14 protein-coding genes are annotated in these 16748 nt (G+C 48.3%); 11 read left to right on the top strand and 3 right to left on the bottom strand.

Annotation, left to right across the window (positions count from 1 at the left end; all coding sequences use genetic code 11):
* Positions 1-94: 94 nt before the first annotated feature.
* The 7 genes from ABY436_RS08630 to ABY436_RS08600 are packed head-to-tail and all read left to right on the top strand — an operon-like array spanning position 95 to position 8716.
* Positions 95-1129, top strand: coding sequence for a hydroxymethylglutaryl-CoA reductase (locus ABY436_RS08630; protein ID WP_372738571.1), 1035 nt, complete (start codon positions 95-97; stop codon positions 1127-1129).
* On the top strand, positions 1129-2160 hold the full coding sequence (gene fni / locus ABY436_RS08625) for a type 2 isopentenyl-diphosphate Delta-isomerase (protein ID WP_372738570.1): 1032 nt from the start codon (positions 1129-1131) through the stop codon (positions 2158-2160). The genes ABY436_RS08630 and fni overlap by 1 nt, the downstream gene beginning before the upstream one ends.
* A gap of 15 nt (positions 2161-2175) precedes the next feature.
* Complete coding sequence (locus tag ABY436_RS08620; protein ID WP_372738569.1) at positions 2176-3345, top strand: hydroxymethylglutaryl-CoA synthase; 1170 nt, start codon at positions 2176-2178, stop codon at positions 3343-3345.
* Positions 3345-4400 carry a mevalonate kinase gene (locus ABY436_RS08615; RefSeq protein WP_372738568.1) on the top strand — a complete coding sequence of 352 codons (1056 nt, stop codon included), beginning with the start codon at positions 3345-3347 and terminating at the stop codon, positions 4398-4400. The genes ABY436_RS08620 and ABY436_RS08615 overlap by 1 nt, the downstream gene beginning before the upstream one ends.
* Positions 4375-5325, top strand: a complete 951-nt coding sequence (gene mvk, locus ABY436_RS08610; RefSeq protein ID WP_372738567.1) for a mevalonate kinase — start codon at positions 4375-4377, stop codon at positions 5323-5325. Before ABY436_RS08615 ends, mvk begins: the two co-directional genes overlap by 26 nt.
* Complete coding sequence (gene mvaD, locus ABY436_RS08605) at positions 5315-6367, top strand: diphosphomevalonate decarboxylase (RefSeq protein WP_372738566.1); 1053 nt, start codon at positions 5315-5317, stop codon at positions 6365-6367. Before mvk ends, mvaD begins: the two co-directional genes overlap by 11 nt.
* Before the next feature lie 3 nt (positions 6368-6370).
* Positions 6371-8716, top strand: coding sequence for a DNA polymerase II (locus ABY436_RS08600; protein WP_372738565.1), 2346 nt, complete (start codon positions 6371-6373; stop codon positions 8714-8716).
* Here the strand turns inward: ABY436_RS08600 and ABY436_RS08595 are convergent.
* The 3 genes from ABY436_RS08595 to ABY436_RS08585 all read right to left on the bottom strand — a co-directional run bounded on the left by ABY436_RS08595 (position 8709) and on the right by ABY436_RS08585 (position 12074).
* Positions 8709-9290 (bottom strand): sarcosine oxidase subunit gamma family protein, encoded by a 582-nt coding sequence (locus ABY436_RS08595; protein WP_372738564.1) that lies wholly within the window; start codon positions 9288-9290, stop codon positions 8709-8711. The genes ABY436_RS08600 and ABY436_RS08595 overlap by 8 nt on opposite strands.
* Before the next feature lie 143 nt (positions 9291-9433).
* Positions 9434-10564 carry a glycine cleavage system aminomethyltransferase GcvT gene (gene gcvT, locus ABY436_RS08590; protein WP_372738563.1) on the bottom strand — a complete coding sequence of 377 codons (1131 nt, stop codon included), beginning with the start codon at positions 10562-10564 and terminating at the stop codon, positions 9434-9436.
* A 118-nt stretch (positions 10565-10682) separates the two neighbouring features.
* The gene (locus ABY436_RS08585; protein ID WP_372738562.1) at positions 10683-12074 is read right to left on the bottom strand and encodes an alanine/glycine:cation symporter family protein; all 1392 of its coding nucleotides are present in this window, start codon (positions 12072-12074) and stop codon (positions 10683-10685) included.
* A gap of 376 nt (positions 12075-12450) precedes the next feature.
* Between ABY436_RS08585 and ABY436_RS08580 the strand changes: the two genes are divergently transcribed.
* The 4 genes from ABY436_RS08580 to ABY436_RS08565 all read left to right on the top strand — a co-directional run.
* The gene (locus ABY436_RS08580; protein ID WP_372738561.1) at positions 12451-13836 is read left to right on the top strand and encodes an L-serine ammonia-lyase; all 1386 of its coding nucleotides are present in this window, start codon (positions 12451-12453) and stop codon (positions 13834-13836) included.
* Positions 13837-13866: 30 nt separating this feature from the next.
* The gene (locus tag ABY436_RS08575) at positions 13867-15168 is read left to right on the top strand and encodes a serine hydroxymethyltransferase (protein ID WP_372738560.1); all 1302 of its coding nucleotides are present in this window, start codon (positions 13867-13869) and stop codon (positions 15166-15168) included.
* 106 nt (positions 15169-15274) lie between these two features.
* Positions 15275-15667: a glycine cleavage system protein GcvH gene (gcvH, locus tag ABY436_RS08570; RefSeq protein WP_372738559.1), complete on the top strand. Its 393-nt coding sequence runs from the start codon at positions 15275-15277 to the stop codon at positions 15665-15667.
* Between the two features lie 7 nt (positions 15668-15674).
* Positions 15675-16748, top strand: a 1074-nt coding sequence (locus ABY436_RS08565; RefSeq protein ID WP_372738558.1) for a glycine dehydrogenase, incomplete at its 3' end; no start/stop codon positions are given.

Here is a 16748-nt window from a genome sequence, read left to right as displayed (position 1 = left end):
CAATATAAGGGCTTCGTCGATAAAATCGCGCGTGCTTGATGAAGTCTTTGAAAGGGTTGCTGAGAGGCAGCCCTTTTCGTTTATATGGGTCAATATGAAATCACATAAAATTTTACAAGCGCCGGTACCGATGCGCTGGGTCGGACCTCTTAAAATTTCAGGTCATGTATTAAATGAAAAGGTATCCGTTCCTTTAGCGACCTATGAAACTCCCTTGTGGCATTCGGTGGGCCGTGGCGCGCGCGTCTCTGTTTTGACTGAAGGCATTAAAACGACAGTCATCGATGAGCGTATGACTCGTTCTGTTTTACTGGAGGCAGATGATGCCCTGGCAGCTCATCAGGCCGTTGTGTCGATTAAATCCCGGCGTGATGATTTAAATGGCGTGGTTTCTACCTCCAGTCGCTTTGCAAAATTAATCGATATGCACAGCCAGATAGTGGGTAATTTGATCTACCTGCGCCTTGAGTTTAATACCGGTGATGCATCCGGCCATAATATGGTGACCAATGCGGCTGATAAGATTATTCCCTGGTTACTGACTGAATACCCGCATTTACGCTACTCTTCTATTTCCGGTAATTACTGCTCAGATAAAAAAGCGACGGCTGTGAACGGTATTCTCGGGCGCGGTAAATATGTCGTCAGTGAAATCATTATTTCGCGTAAACTTTGCGAACGTCGTTTGTTGACCACGCCGGAAAAAATTGTCGATCTGAATATTAAAAAGAATTTGATCGGTACCATGATCGCCGGTGGCTTGCGCAGCGCAAATGCGCATTTTGCTAATATGCTACTGGGCTTCTATTTGGCGACCGGGCAGGATGCAGCCAATATCATCGAAGGTTCGCAGGGGATTGTGCATGCTGAAGTGCGCGATGGTGATCTGTATTTCTCCTGCACGCTACCTAATATAATCGTTGGCAGTGTCGGAAATGGCAAAGGCCTGGGTTTTGTAGAGGACAACCTGACCAAGCTGGGTTGTAAAGATTCCCGTGAGCCCGGAGAGAACGCACGCCGTTTGGCTGCTATCTGTGCGGCGACGGTGTTGTGTGGAGAGCTTTCGCTGTTAGCAGCGCAAACTAATCCGGGTGAGTTAATGGAAGCGCATCTTAAGCTGGAAAGATAATGATTGATTCGACAAATGATAGAAAGATTGAGCATATTCGTGCGTTTGATCGTGATCCGGCGATAGAAAGAGATGCACGCTATTTCGATAGGATTCATTTGTTGCATCGCGCTTTGCCCGAGATAGATTTGTCAGAAATAGATAGTTCAGTACAGTTGTTTGGTAAAACATTAAGCTTTCCGCTACTGATCTCTTCTATGACCGGAGGTAATCACGACCTGGTCAGGAAAATCAACACGAATCTGGCGCTTGCTGCCGAGCATTGCCAGGTTGCCATGGCGGTGGGTTCTCAGCGCGTTATGTTTGTTGATGAGCAGGCTCGTAGTAGCTTTGAATTAAGAAAGTATGCGCCGTCGACGGTGCTGATCGCTAATATTGGCGCCGTACAGCTCAATTATGCTTTTACGCAAAAAGAGTGTCAGGCGGCCATTGATGTGTTGCAAGCTGATGCATTGTATCTGCACCTGAACCCTTTGCAGGAAGCGGTGCAGCCTGAAGGGGATACTAACTTTAAAGGATTAGCCGCTAAAATTGCAGACTTGTGTCCTAAGCTATCGGTTCCGGTCATGCTGAAAGAGGTTGGGGCTGGCTTGTCGCCTGCAGATGTTCAGTTAGGCTTGCAAGCGGGTATCTGTTATTTTGATGTGGCTGGCAGTGGTGGTACTTCATGGAGCCGGATTGAGCATCAGCGTCGCGTCAACGCAGGCGATAATCTGGGGCTTACTTTTCAAGATTGGGGCATTCCTACCCCGTTGGCGCTGAAGTTATTAGATGCATATCAATCGCAAGCTACTTTTGTCGCGAGTGGTGGTGTAAGGGATGGGATTGATATGGTGAAATCTGTTATACTCGGCGCCTCGTTTTGTGGAGTGGCGGCTCCTTTATTGCAACCCGCTATGGAGTCGGCAGAAGCGGTTATCGAAGTCATTGAGCGTTTACGCCGAGAGTTCGTAACAGCAATGTTTTTACTGGGAATGCCTGATGTGGCGTCGTTATTCAGAAATGAATCTCTCATTCTTGAAGAGCGTTGAGGAACATATTCAAATATGTCATCAGTTGGTATCGATCAAATCAGTTTTTATACGTCTAACTATTTTCTGGACCTGAGAACGTTAGCTCAGCTTCAGTCGACCGACCCTGAGAAGTTCTATCAAGGGATTGGCCAGGAAAAAATGGGCATGGCAGCGCACGATGAAGATATCGTGACGATGGCGGCAAATGCTGCATATCCATTGGTTCAGAATGGCGAAGGCGAGCAAATTTCAACCGTACTATTTGCCACAGAAACCGGCATTGATCAGTCCAAGGCGGCAGGTGTTTATGTACATCGCTTGCTGGGACTGAGCAATAATTGCCGTGTTGTTGAGCTGAAGCAGGCTTGTTACAGTGCAACAGCCGCTATTCAAATGGCCTGTGCGCTGGTGGCAAGACAACCCGGGAAAAAGGTATTGGTGGTCGCCTCTGATGTGGCGCGTTATGACCTGAATACACCGGGCGAAGCCACTCAGGGATGTGGCGCCGTCGCTATGATGGTCACGGCGCAGCCGCGTATTATCAGCATTGATCCGGAAGTGGGTAATTATGCTGAAGACGTCATGGATTTCTGGCGTCCTAATTACCGTAAAACAGCGTTAGTTGATGGAAAGTATTCAACTAAAATCTATCTCAAAGCATTGAAACAGTCGTGGGAGCACTTCCGTGAAAGCAGCTCACTGTCGTTCAGTGACTTCTCTCATTTTTGTTATCACCTGCCTTTTAGTCGTATGGCGCAAAAAGCACATCAGCATCTCGCACGTGTCAATAAAAGTGAACTGACGGCGGCTGAACTGGAGCAGCAGATTGCTGATACGCTGACCTATAACCGGATTATTGGTAATAGTTATACGGCATCCATGTATATTGGCTTGTCATCGTTGCTGGAGAACTGTCAGCATAATCTGGCAGGAAAACGTATTGGTTTCTTCAGTTATGGTTCCGGATGTGTCGCTGAGTTTTTCTCGGGCACGGTAGTGGAAGGCTATCAGGACGTTTTATTTCAGGCGCAACACCAGGCGATGCTGGATAAACGTCAGGAAGTTAGCTATGACGAATACCTGAACCTTTATGAAGCACCGGATCCCAAAGATGGTGAAGCTCATACTATTGAGGCCGATACGCAGGGGCGTTTTCGTCTTGCGGCTATTTCGCATCATAAGCGTGAATATGTAGTTATCTGATGCGTGCCTGTGCTCCGGGGAAAATCATACTGAGTGGCGAACACTCTGTTGTCTTCGGTGCGCAGGCCGTTGCTGTTGCGATTCAGAAACATACCACCGTCAGCTTTAAACCATTGACTGAAAGTAACACCATCAATACGCTGTTCGCTGGCATCTCCTCAGGTGTTCATTATCCCTTGCATGCGCTGGGATCATTAAAAGATAAATTGGATTCCCGTTTCGAGTCTTTCGCTCAGGGTGCACTTCCCATTCAGAAAATCCTGACAAAGCCGGATGATCTTCTGATGTACACCTTGTCGGCTCTGGTACATCACCTACCCGTTCCCGGGCGGGCTTCAAGCCATAGTTATCTGCCTTTGCCGGGACGACTTTCCAGTACGAGTGATCTTCCACTGGGTTCGGGTATGGGATCTTCCGCATCGGCTATTGCGGCCACACTGGTGCTCTTTGAACATCTCCTTGATAAGCCTTTAGGCATTGACCAGCGTTTTGAAATGGTCCGTTTTTGTGAGCGTTTGCAACATGGGCGTGGTAGCGCTATTGATGCAGCGGCGGTCACGTATGGTGGTATCAACCATATTCAGGATGGCTGTGTGAAACAACTGGATCTCTCTCTGGGGAGCGGTTGGTATTGGATTTTTACCGGTAAGCCACAAGTCAGTACGGGCGAGTGTGTGTATTATGTGCGTGATCGGTATGAGAGTGATAAAGCGCTGTGGCATGAGTTTTCAGCAGTGACAGCGAGTATGATCGATCAACTCGCAAGCGGCGCTTCCCTGATAGACACAATAAAAGCAAATCATCGCCTTTTATGTCGGATCGGTGTCGTTCCACGCTCGGCTTCCAACTTGATTAAGCGCATAGAAGACCTTGGCGGCGCTGCAAAAATCAGTGGTGCCGGGGCACATAAAGGCGAGGCTGGCGGGCTTGTGCTGGCTTATCTGCCGGATCAGAGCATGATTAAGAGCATTGATGTTCTGATGGACGATTATCAGGAATATATCTGGGGACACGTTAAGGAGGATGCTTGTGGAGCACGCTACATCGGTGATTAAGGTCACCGCGCCTGGCAGTATCATGCTGATGGGTGAGCATGCGGTTTTATTCGGTCATCGGGCGATCGCTTGTGCGGTGGATAAAAGAATGCAGGTAAGCCTTATCCCCAGAACGGACCGGGTGGTTGTGATTCGTTCTGCGCTTGCCGAATATCACTCAAATCTTGATGATCTTGAAATGGACGCTCGTCTGAATTTTGTGATATTTGCTATTCGACAGGTAGCTGAAAATCTGCCTAATGGTTTTGAATTAGATATCCATTCAGAGTTCTCACATACAGTCGGTTTGGGGTCGTCTGCAGCAGTCACTGCCGCGCTGGTGAAAGCGTTATCCATATATCAGAAAGAAAAGCTGCCACGACGCATGCTCTTTGAACGTGCGTTGGCTGTTATTCATGGCGTGCAGGGGCGCGGTTCAGGCACTGATCTGGCCGCCAGTGTCTATGGTGGCTTGATTGGTTATACGGTGAAGCCGCAGCAGGTATCCGCGCTGAATGGCCTTCCCCCTATTTCGTTATTTTATGCTGGTTATAAAACTAAAACAGCCGATGTCCTGGCGCGTGTGACTGAACATACCAAGGAGTTTCCTGAGCTTTACTCCAGCCTTTATCAGTTGATGCATGACACCACGATTAAAGCGGAGGATGCCATTCAAAAACAGAACTGGCCTGAACTTGGCTTGTTGATGAATGTCTATCAGGGATTGATGGATGCTTTGGGTGTTAATGATGCAGTGCTCTCTGATATTGTTTATTCGTTACGCCGATCCGATGCTATTCTGGGTGCGAAAATTTCGGGTTCAGGTTTAGGTGATTGTGTGATTGCACTGGGAACTGATGAGTCATTGTCATTGCCGTATGAGTCAATAGCGGTAGCCGTGAGTGGTGATGGGGTAGAAGTAGAGGTGGCGAGTCATGTTACATAACGAATTAACAAAAGCGGATATCGTTGCTCGTTATCTGCCCAAAAAATTGATCGCTGTTGATCAGGCTGATGCGTTTGCTCCGAGTAATATCGCGCTGTGTAAGTATTGGGGTAAAAGGCAAAATGAGCTTAATTTGCCGGTTAATTCGAGCTTGTCTGTTTCATTGGCACACCTGGGTAGTCATACACAGATCCGTCCGGCAACCAGCGGTGCGGATCAAGTCATATTAAACGGTCAGGTACTCACGGCTGACACACCATTCGCCGCTAAGGTGATTGCGTTTGTTAACTTGTTTCGTGGCCAGCAGAATTACCCGCTGATTGTCGATACGCGCAATAATATCCCGACAGCGGCGGGCTTGGCTTCATCGGCTTCCGGTTTTGCTGCGTTAACCCTGGCACTGAATCAGTATTTCCAGTTAGCGCTCCCGGATAGGGTACTGTCCGCATTTGCCCGTATGGGAAGTGGTAGTGCCTCGCGTTCGATTTTTACAGGTTTCGTTGAGTGGCGCATGGGGCAGCAGGAAGATGGTATGGATAGTCATGCCTTTCCACTGGATGTTAGCTGGCCTGATTTGCGAGTCGGTCTGGTGAAAATCAGTAGCGCGCAGAAAGCGGTTGATTCGCGTGCAGGTATGAAACGCACGGTCGAAACGTCGGGTCTTTATCAGAGCTGGCCGGCTCAAGCCGCCAGGGATCTTGAAACAATACATCAGGCACTGATTGAGGATGATTTCTCTCGGTTGGGTGCTACGGCTGAGCATAACGCCATGTCTATGCATGCCACTATGATTGCTTCCTGGCCGCCATTAGTTTATTGGCAGCCTGAATCGGTGGCGGCCATGCAGAGGGTGTGGGCTTTGCGTGAAGCCGGTGTCGAGGTTTATTTTACAATGGATGCCGGCCCGAACCTGAAGTTGCTGTTTAAGGCGAAAGATCAGCTACTGCTTGAGACAGAGTTTCCCGACCTGGAAGTGGTGGCGCCCTTTGCCGTGGATAGCAAAACTGATCTGGCGTCTGAGTCCGTAAACGCAGCCGAGTAGCGGATGACTCAGATACGCGGTTTTGTATTAACACGCCATCAGCAAGACCAGCCCGACGGTATCGAGCTCCGATACTGGATCAAAAACCAACAGGACATCTCACTGGTATCTGTGACCGGGCAAGAGTCCGTTTTTTTTGTGCATGACACTCAGCTGGATTGCATAGGTGACTGCCTCAAAGATCTCTCGGGATGGCGTCTGGAAAAAGTCCGATTACGTGATTTGGAGCAGCAAGGAGTCCACGCTCTTTATTGTCGTTCCCTTAAATTACAACGTGATGTCATTGCGCTGCTCTCAGCAGCGGCTGTTCCCATGATGGAAGAAGATATTCGTCCGGTGGATCGCTTTCTCATGGAGCGGTTTATTTTTGGCGGTGTCGAAGTCACTCAATCGGCGCTGTCAACTGGTGTTGTCAGGTCTCGCTTTGCCCCCTGCGAATTTCCGGTGACGCTGAAAATTCTCTCCGTTGATATTGAAACGACCATGCAGGCGGATCGAATACATTCTATCGGTTTATATGGCGAAGATTTAGCGCTGGTGCTGATGCGTGGCGAAGGTGTGGATAGCGATACTCTGCGCTTCTATCCGGATGAAAGAACGCTGTTACAGGCTTTTGTTCGCCAGGTGTGCCGTTATGATCCTGATATATTTATTGGCTGGAATGTTGTCGGTTTTGATTTCAGGGTTTTATCTGAGCGTGCCGATAAACTTAAGGTTCCGCTGCGTTTAGGGCGGGATGATCAGTCGCTTCGGGTCGTGCAATCTGAATTGGGTAAATGGTATGTGCGCCTGGAAGGGCGGCTGGTTATTGATGGGATCGATACGCTGAAAGGTGCGACTTTTCACTTTGAAAGCTACTCACTGGAATATGTTTCACAATCGCTTTTTAAGCGCGGCAAGTTGATACATCAGGCGAATGACCGTGGTGCAGAAATCCAACGTCTTTATCGTGAAGATAAGCCTGCGCTGGCCCGCTACAACCTCGAAGACTGTAAGCTGGTTCAGGATATTTTTGATGAAACGCGTTTGATGGAATATCTGATTGAGCGGACGCGTTTAACGGGATTGTCGCTGGATAAAGTAGGAGGATCTGCCGCCGCATTTGATTTTCAATACCTGCCACGCTTGCATCGTAGCGGTTATGTGGCACCAGAGTTTGCGTCTGGTGACCGGGGGATTGGCGCACCGGGTGGCTATGTAATGGATTCTCAACCGGGCCTTTATCAGCATGTACTGGTGTTGGACTTTAAGAGCCTGTATCCGAGCATTATCCGCACGTTTAAAATAGATCCGGCCGGACTGGCTGAAGGGTTGAAGGCAGATGCCCGCGAAGAGGATCTGATTCCCGGCTTTAGCGGGGCTGTTTTCAGTAAAAGTAAGGCAATCTTACCGACCATAATTGAAGAGTTGTGGGTCGCGCGGGATCAGGCTAAGCGCAACAGTAATAAGCCACTGTCACAAGCGATTAAAATTATCATGAATGCTTTTTATGGTGTGCTTGGCTCGAATGTCTGTCGTTTTTTTGATCCGCGTCTGGCCGGCTCGATTACCCTGCGCGGTCATCAGATATTGCAACAAACCCGCGATGAGATCGAACGCACATTTGGCTATCGGGTGATCTATGGTGATACAGATTCGGTGTTTGTGCTGCTGGGTGATGAATGCAGCGATGCGGACCTTCAGGGAAAGGCGCTGGCAGAGTATCTGAATAGCTGGTGGTCGGCACAGGTTGAGGAGCGCTTTAGTACTGAAAATTATCTTGAGCTGGAGTATGAAACACATTATTCCCGTTTCCTGATGCCGCGTATGAGGCATTCTGAAAAGGGCAGTAAAAAACGTTATGCCGGATTACAGCAGCGCCCGGACAAAGAAGCGAAGCTGGTATTCAAAGGGCTGGAGAATGTGCGTTCTGACTGGACACCGTTAGCCCGGAACATTCAGCAACAATTGTATGAAGCGGTGTTCAGGGATCAACCCTATCATGATTTTTTGAAGCAACTGGTGGCAGATTTACGCCAGGGAAAGCTAGATGATCAGCTGGTCTACCGGCGTCGGTTGCGCCAACCGTTGGCTGATTATTTGCGGATGAAGCCACCGCATGTACAGGCAGCCATAAAGGCAGAAAAATTCTGGCAACAGCAGCAGCTTCAGAGCCCTTATCAACCCGGCCAGCACGTGAGCTACATCATGACAGTCAATGGCCCTGAACCTATTGAGCAGGTACGCTCGCCGATTGACTATGAGCACTATGTTGAAAAGCAGCTGGAGCCCGTTATTGATTCAATTCTGTGTTTTAAAGAAGAATCTCTGCAGAGCCTGATTGCCACGCAGCGCGATCTGTTTAGTTAACGTTCAACCATTTTAGCAGTGTATCAGCACAGCTTTTACGGACCAGAATTTCATAGTCATCAGCCGTTTCAACTGACAAGATCTGAATGGGATTGTGTTGCAGGCAGTCGCGGCTTTGTGCCCGGTAGAGGTCGCTGTTCTGACGAAAATCCTGAGTGTTCCCTGAGTTGAGAAGATAGCTCAGTGCTGCTGTGTTTAAGCGGGCGCTTAGTTGTCCTTCGTTCTCAAGGAGTGTCAGATCCTTACCCCAGATCTGAACCAACAGTTCTGATAGCGTCGCTTGTTCGCCGGGAGAGCGCAGGACCAGCCAGCGATTATGGTCAAGCCATAAGATAGCTAGTGAGCCAAGGCAACTGATCCGGCAAGCGCTGAGTGGTTGCTTGACGCCCAGCATTTCGCCGACAGCAATGAGTAAAGCCAAGTCGTCAGGGTCAGAATCCAACTGCAGATCTCCGATAAACGATCGTTCATGAACAACGATACTTTGTAATCGGTTTTCCTGATTAACGTGTGTGCCTATGGTGATATGTACCAGAGGGTTAGTCGGCAGTTTCTTTTGGCTTTCGCACATCATGCTCTCCGCAATAATCGGGGGTAGTTAGGTGAGTGAACTCTGGTTAGTGATTTGGCATAGAAAAAGCCGCGACAATAGTTGCCGCGACCGGATCTTGTGTGGGCTAACTCTGAGTCATACGAACTGACTCGAGCTACCTGAAGTTATCCGCGGAAATAGCGCTGTTCTATAAACGGCATGCGTGCAACAGTCATGGGTAGTTTTTTACCGCGGACTTCAGCATAGACCTGAGTACCGAGTGCGCTGAATGCCGTTGCTACATAACCCATCGCCACAGGTGCTTCGATCGTCGGGCCATAGGTGCCACTGGTGACGATACCGATTTTGTTGTCTTGTGCATCAAATAACTCTGCACCTTCACGGATGGGAGCACGGCCTTCGCCTAGTAAACCAACGCGCTTACGTGTCCAGTTCTTGTTGCTGATCTGATCAAGGATTTTATCTGCACCCGGGAAACCACCTGCACGCTCACCACCTGCACGACGGCATGCAGAGATAGCCCAAATCAGACTGCCTTCCAGTGGTGTTGTGGTGTTATCCAGATCATGACCGTATAAGCAAAGACCTGACTCAAGGCGCAGTGAGTCACGAGCACCTAAGCCAATCGCTTCAATTTCTGGCTGATCCAGGAATAAGCGAACTAAGCGTTCAGTATCAGCTGTAGGAATTGAAATTTCGTAGCCATCTTCACCTGTATAGCCCGAGCGAGAGATGATGCAATTAACACCGTCGATGCTCATTTCACGAGAATCCATGAAAACCATGCTGGCAACTTCAGGTTGGATACGTGCTAATGCGGCGGCGGCTGTCGGGCCTTGAATGGCAATCAGCTGGCGGTCTTCCAGTACCTCAATTTCGACACCTTCGCCCAGATTAGCACGCATATGGGCAATATCCTGCTCTTTACAGGCAGCGTTGACGACAACGTAGATCCAGTCACCGTAATTAGCGACCATAAGATCATCCATGATGCCACCGTCTGCATTGGTGAACAGAGCGTAGCGCTGTTTGCCTACCGGTAAATCAATAATATCAACAGGCACCAGTGTTTCGAGTGCTGCAGCTGCATTTGCGCCAGTCAGTTTTACCTGGCCCATATGAGAAACATCAAACAAGCCTGCCTGAGTACGCGTGTGGATATGTTCTTTTTTAACGCCTAACGGGTATTGAACGGGCATTTCGTAGCCTGCAAATGGCACCATCTTTGCGCCGAGCTCAACGTGCAGGTCAAACAGAGCCGTTTTATTTAGATTACCTGATTGAATCTCAGCCATTTTTATTTCTCCATAGATCTTTTGTTAAACAATATTGGGTGGTGTAGCCGTTCTTGTGTCTTGATCAGATATTACTTAAATGTTGCTTAGCGTATGCCTGGTAGAAAAATAGGGGGAATTATTCTCCCCCCTGTGACTCTGGTTTTAACGAGTCAGATGTTTTATCGCGATTAAAAAACTCACGGGTTAGCTTAAACACAACGGGGCTAAGCAGTGCTAGCGCAATTAGATTCGGAATAGCCATCATCGCATTCAGCGTATCTGCCAATAACCAGATGAAATCCAAACTTACACCCGCACCGATAGGTACTGCAAGGATCCAAAGTACACGGTACGAAGTGATTGCTTTAACGCCAAACAGGAATTCAATGCAGCGCTCGCCGTAGAAAGACCAGCCGATAATAGTAGTAAAAGCAAAAATTGCTAATGAGATAGCAACCACGTAGTTACCCACGCCCGGTAATGCTTGTGAGAAAGCCGCAGATGTCAGCGCTGCACCTGATACCCCCGAAGTCCATTCACCTGATGTGATGATGACCAAGCCGGTGATAGAGCAGATGATCAGCGTATCAATAAACGTACCCAGCATTGCCACCAAACCCTGACGTACCGGATCTTTAGTTTGCGCTGCTGCGTGAGCGATAGGGGCGGAACCCAAACCTGCTTCGTTAGAGAATACACCGCGGGCTACACCAAAGCGGATAGCCATCCAGACAGCGGCACCTGCAAAGCCACCTTCAGCCGCAGAGCCGGTAAAGGCATGAGTGAATACCAGATCAAGCGCAGCAGGGATAGCGTCAGCGTTAATAGCGAGAACAACCAAGCCGGCACCTAAGTAAGCAATAGCCATTAAAGGCACCAGCGCACCCGCCACACTACCGATACGTTTGATCCCACCAATAAGTACGGCCCCGACCAACACCATCATGATGGCACCGGTTATCCAGACATCAACACCGAAATTTGAGTGTAATACATCAGCAACGGAGTTGGATTGCACTGTGTTGCCGATACCGAATGCGGCAACGGCACCAAAGATAGCAAACATCGTACCTAACCAGGCCCATTTGGCACCTAAGCCGTTCTTGATGTAATACATCGGGCCACCTACGTGACGGCCTTCTTCATCAACTTCACGATATTTTACAGCCAGAACGGCTTCAGAGTATTTCGTAGCCATACCGACAAGTGCGGTACACCACATCCAGAATAGAGCACCAGGACCACCGAGGAATACGGCCGTTGCCACACCTGCGATGTTACCTGTACCTACCGTTGCTGAGAGTGCCGTCATAAGCGCCTGGAAAGGAGATATTTCGCCTTCTTTCTCTTCGTCTTTTTTAGCATGGCGGCCTTCAAAAAGTAGCTTGAAGCCAGTCCCTAGTTTCAGAATAGGCATTAAACGTAGTCCAAGCATCAGAAATAATCCGACCCCTAGAATGAGAACCAGCATCATTGGTCCCCATACGATGCTATTAATTTCACCTATTACAGAAGTTAGCATTTCCATCTATTAATCACCTCACAATTTATTTTTATAGTCGACTGGTGAGTCAGGTTCGTTATTTGGAAAGACAACTCCAAAAAAGGAAATAAGTTTCCAATAGGAAACGAATTTATCTTATCGTGATCATGCATGCAACACTCAAATGAGAAACACGCGTGTTTGATTAACAAGCTTATTTATATATTTGCGGGGCTTTCAGCGAAAAATAAAAATAAATCATATAGATGATGCATACAGATAAAAATTAAAGTTTCCTATAGGAAATTTATTTTGATTTAAGGAAATAAAGTTGCTAATCTGAGTTCAAATTGGCATTTCAGAACCCCTTAGCCGTTTATATAGTTGTTCGTATAACGATAAAAAATGTGGAGACAGCACGATGGCGTTGAGTATTTTTGATCTGTTTAAAGTTGGTATCGGCCCATCTTCTTCCCATACCGTCGGCCCTATGGTTGCGGCTAATCGATTTCTCAGTGGTTTGATAGAACGTGGCCAGATTGAGCAAGTTAGCGCCGTCAAGGTGGGATTGTATGGATCATTAGCGATGACGGGCCAGGGACATGCGACCGATGTGGCTGTTATGTTGGGGTTGATGGGAGAGAAGCCGGATAGTGTAGACCCTGATAAAGTCGCCGACTATATCGAGCAGATTAAGCAGACGGGCTTGCTTAAGATAGCGGGCGAAAGGTTAATCCCTTTCGTTAAAGAAGAGCATATTCCTTTTAATTTTGGTGTTTCGTTGCCGAAACATCCTAACGGTATGCGTTTTCAGGCATTTGATGAAGCCGGCATTATTCTGCATGAAGGTATTTTCTACTCCGTGGGTGGCGGCTTTGTACTCAGTGATGCAGAAACGAATGAGCACGGCAAGGGCAATGCAGTAGAGACCGTCGACCTTAAATATCCGTTTGAGAACGGCGCAGAGCTGGTGAAATACGCAGAAGATAACCGCATCAGTATTGCTGATGTCGTGATTCAGAACGAAGCCGCATGGCGCAGTGAGCAAGAGATCAATGATGGTTTGCTGGGCTTGTGGCAAGTGATGAATGATTGCATTAACCGGGGGTGTCAGCAAACCGGCGTATTACCCGGAGGGTTGAAAATCAAACGCCGCGCTCACGCCATGCGTCAGGAGTTGGTTAACAATCCTGAGACCAGCCTGAAAGACCAATTAACCGTGCTGGACTGGATCAACCTCTATGCAATGGCGGTTAACGAAGAAAATGCGGCGGGTGGTCGTGTGGTGACCGCCCCGACGAACGGTGCGGCAGGTGTGATACCCGCAGTACTCGCCTATTACGTGCGTTTTGTGCCGGGTAGTAATCAAGCAGGCATTAAAACGTTTTTAGCAACGGCCGCTGCCATTGGCATGATCTATAAGAAAAATGCATCAATTTCGGCGGCAGAAGTCGGTTGTCAGGGTGAGATCGGCGTTGCTTGCTCTATGGCCGCCGCTGCTCTGTGTGCCGTGATGGGCGGGACTAACCAGCAAGTTGAAAACGCCGCTGAAATTGGTATGGAACATAATCTTGGGCTGACCTGTGATCCGATTGGTGGATTAGTTCAGGTGCCGTGTATAGAACGTAATACCATGGGTGCTATTAAAGCGGTTAATGCCTCACGTTTGGCACTGCGTGGCAGTGGGGAACATCATGTTTCTCTGGACAGCGTCATCGAAACGATGCGCCAGACTGGCGTTGATATGCAAGATAAGTACAAAGAAACCTCAACAGGCGGATTAGCCGTCAATGTTGTGGCATGTTGATTTACATACTTTAAACGAGAGAATAAAAATATGAGCCTTACTGAACTTTACAGCGATGTTGCACATGCTGACTTTTTTACTCGTAATCTCGCAGATAGCGATAGCGCTATCACGGCGGCAGTAGAAGAAGAGTTTCAACGTCAGGATCACCAGATCGAATTGATCGCTTCTGAAAACATCGTATCCAAAGCGGTTATGCAGGCACAAGGTACTGTGCTGACTAACAAATACGCTGAAGGTTACCCTGGTCGTCGTTACTACGGTGGTTGCGAGTTTGTTGATAAAGCAGAAGCGCTGGCAATTGACCGTGCTAAGCAGTTATTTGGCTGTGAATATGTCAATGTACAGCCGCACTCCGGTGCTCAGGCGAATGGTGCCGTATTTATGGCACTGTTACAGCCGGGTGATACGATTCTGGGTATGTCTTTAGATGCGGGTGGTCATTTAACACATGGTGCGCGTCCGGCTCAGTCGGGTAAATGGTTTAATGCGGTACAGTACGGCGTTGCTGAAAATACATTGCGAATCGATTATGATGCAGTTGAAAAATTGGCAGTTGAGTGTCAGCCAAAACTGATTATCGCAGGAGGCTCAGCAATTCCGCGTGAAATCGACTTTGCGCGTTTCCGTGAAATAGCCGATAAAGTGGGTGCCTACCTGATGGTAGACATGGCACACATTGCTGGATTGGTGGCAACCGGGGCTCATCCTAGCCCTCTGCCGCATGCGCATGTGGTCACGACGACGACGCATAAAACCTTACGTGGTCCGCGTGGTGGTATGGTGTTGTCGAATGATCCGGAATTAGGCAAGAAGATTAACTCTGCCGTTTTTCCAGGTCTGCAAGGTGGCCCGTTGATGCACGTGATCGCTGCGAAAGCGGTTGCTTTTGGTGAAGCGTTGCAGCCAGAGTTCACTGCATATATCGACCGTGTTGTCGCTAATGCTAAAGTGTTGGCTGAAGTCATGATTGAGCGTGGTTGTGCAGTGGTTACTGATGGTACAGATACGCACCTGATGCTGGTTGACCTGCGCCCCAAAGGGTTGAAAGGTAATCAGGTTGAAGTTGCGCTGGAACGTGCCGGTATTACCTGTAACAAGAATGGTATTCCGTTTGATTCTGAAAAACCGATGGTAACCTCGGGTATTCGTCTGGGAACACCTGCAGGCACAACCCGTGGTTTTGGTGTAGAGGAGTTCCGTCTGATCGGAAACCTGATCAATGACGTACTGGATGGCCTGGTGGCTAATCCAGAAGGTAATGCCGAAGTAGAAGCGGCGGTGTGTGCTCAGGTTACTGAGTTGTGCCAACGTTTCCCGTTATATCGTTAGATGTGCTATTGGTAGTAGCATTATTAGCAGATAAAATATAAATCATTTATTACACAGGTGAGCTGTATTCGCATCTCATCTGATTATCAAGATAGGAAATAACATCATGAGTAGTGTTCCAGCAAACTTGAAATATACCGCTTCACACGAATGGGTTCTGGATAATGGTGATGGTACCGTTACTGTCGGTATTACAGACCATGCTCAAGAGTTACTAGGTGATGTGGTATTTGTTGAAGTGCCGGAAGTCGGCCGCGCTGTTAATAAGGGCGAAGAGTTCTCTTTGGTTGAGTCAGTAAAAGCAGCATCTGATATCTACTCGCCCGTCACCGGTGAAGTCGTTGCTGTAAACGAAGCGCTTGAAGATGCACCAGAAACCATCAATGAATCCGCTTTTGAAGATGGCTGGATCGCAAAAATTAAGCTGTCTGATGCATCTGAACTAGACGATATGCTGGATGCGGCAACATACGAAGCTAATGTAGGCGAAGAGGGGTAAGACGCACGTGGAAAAACGTACTCTGAGTGAACTCGAACAGCAGCATGACTTTACACGTCGTCATATCGGTCTTCATGGTGAAGATCAGCAAGCGATGCTGGAAAGCTTGGGTGTATCTTCTCTTGATGAACTGATTCAGCAAACAGTGCCCGGATCAATTCGTCTGGATGATGCGCTGGATATGGCTGATTCGGAAACAGAAGCACAAGCTCTGGCCTACCTGAAGTCTTTGGCGGTACAGAATAAAGTTAACAAGTCTTACATCGGTATGGGCTATCACAATACCCTGGTTCCGAATGTAATTCTGCGTAATGTGTTGGAAAATCCAGGTTGGTATACGGCTTATACGCCTTACCAGCCAGAGATCGCTCAGGGGCGTTTAGAGTCATTGCTGAACTTCCAGCAGGTTGTGATGGATTTGACCGGTATGGATCTGGCGAATGCCTCCATGCTGGATGAAGCTACCGCTGCTGCAGAAGCAATGACGCTGTGTAAGCGTTCTAACCGTAAGAAAAGTAATACCTATTTTGTGGCTAACGATGTTCATCCACAAACGATTGACGTGATTAAAACACGTGCTGAGTATTTCGGATTTGATGTGGTGGTTGCGCCTCATTCTGAACTGGCAGAGCATGATGTATTTGGTGTTCAGCTACAGTATCCGGGTACCTTTGGTGATGTTACTGATATCAAATCACTGATCGAAAAAGCAAAATCTCAACAAGCAATGGTGGCTGTTGCCGCTGATCCGATGGCGTTAGTCTTGCTGAAATCACCCGGCGAACTGGGTGCTGATGTTGTATTGGGTTCTAGCCAGCGCTTCGGTGTACCGATGGGCTTTGGTGGTCCGCATGCTGCCTTCTTTGCGTCCAGCGATAAGTTAAAACGCTCTGTACCTGGCCGTATTATCGGTGTATCGGTCGATGCCCGTGGTAATCAGGCATTGCGTATGGCGATGCAAACACGCGAGCAGCACATTCGTCGTGACAAAGCGACGTCAAACATCTGCACAGCTCAGGCATTGTTGGCCAACATGGCGAGCTTCTATGCGGTATATCATGGTCCGCAAGGTCTGAAAACG

Origin of the sequence: Neptunomonas sp. (genome assembly GCF_041601355.1) — a bacterium.
Classification (GTDB): Bacteria; Pseudomonadota; Gammaproteobacteria; order Pseudomonadales; family Balneatricaceae; genus Neptunomonas.
Note: the sequence above shows the minus strand (reverse complement) of the source record. Positions and strands in the feature narration are given on the sequence as shown.

What these genes read in the sequence shown, in the direction of transcription:
- ABY436_RS08630 (WP_372738571.1), top strand. Translation starts at nt 95, where the DNA reads ATGAAATCACATAAAATTTTACAAGCGCCGGTACCGATGCGCTGGGTC.
- fni (WP_372738570.1), top strand. Translation starts at nt 1,129, where the DNA reads ATGATTGATTCGACAAATGATAGAAAGATTGAGCATATTCGTGCGTTT.
- ABY436_RS08620 (WP_372738569.1), top strand. Translation starts at nt 2,176, where the DNA reads ATGTCATCAGTTGGTATCGATCAAATCAGTTTTTATACGTCTAACTAT.
- ABY436_RS08615 (WP_372738568.1), top strand. Translation starts at nt 3,345, where the DNA reads ATGCGTGCCTGTGCTCCGGGGAAAATCATACTGAGTGGCGAACACTCT.
- mvaD (WP_372738566.1), top strand. Translation starts at nt 5,315, where the DNA reads ATGTTACATAACGAATTAACAAAAGCGGATATCGTTGCTCGTTATCTG.
- ABY436_RS08600 (WP_372738565.1), top strand. Translation starts at nt 6,371, where the DNA reads ATGACTCAGATACGCGGTTTTGTATTAACACGCCATCAGCAAGACCAG.
- ABY436_RS08595 (WP_372738564.1), bottom strand. Translation starts at nt 9,290, where the DNA reads ATGATGTGCGAAAGCCAAAAGAAACTGCCGACTAACCCTCTGGTACAT.
- gcvT (WP_372738563.1), bottom strand. Translation starts at nt 10,564, where the DNA reads ATGGCTGAGATTCAATCAGGTAATCTAAATAAAACGGCTCTGTTTGAC.
- ABY436_RS08585 (WP_372738562.1), bottom strand. Translation starts at nt 12,074, where the DNA reads ATGGAAATGCTAACTTCTGTAATAGGTGAAATTAATAGCATCGTATGG.
- ABY436_RS08580 (WP_372738561.1), top strand. Translation starts at nt 12,451, where the DNA reads ATGGCGTTGAGTATTTTTGATCTGTTTAAAGTTGGTATCGGCCCATCT.
- ABY436_RS08575 (WP_372738560.1), top strand. Translation starts at nt 13,867, where the DNA reads ATGAGCCTTACTGAACTTTACAGCGATGTTGCACATGCTGACTTTTTT.
- gcvH (WP_372738559.1), top strand. Translation starts at nt 15,275, where the DNA reads ATGAGTAGTGTTCCAGCAAACTTGAAATATACCGCTTCACACGAATGG.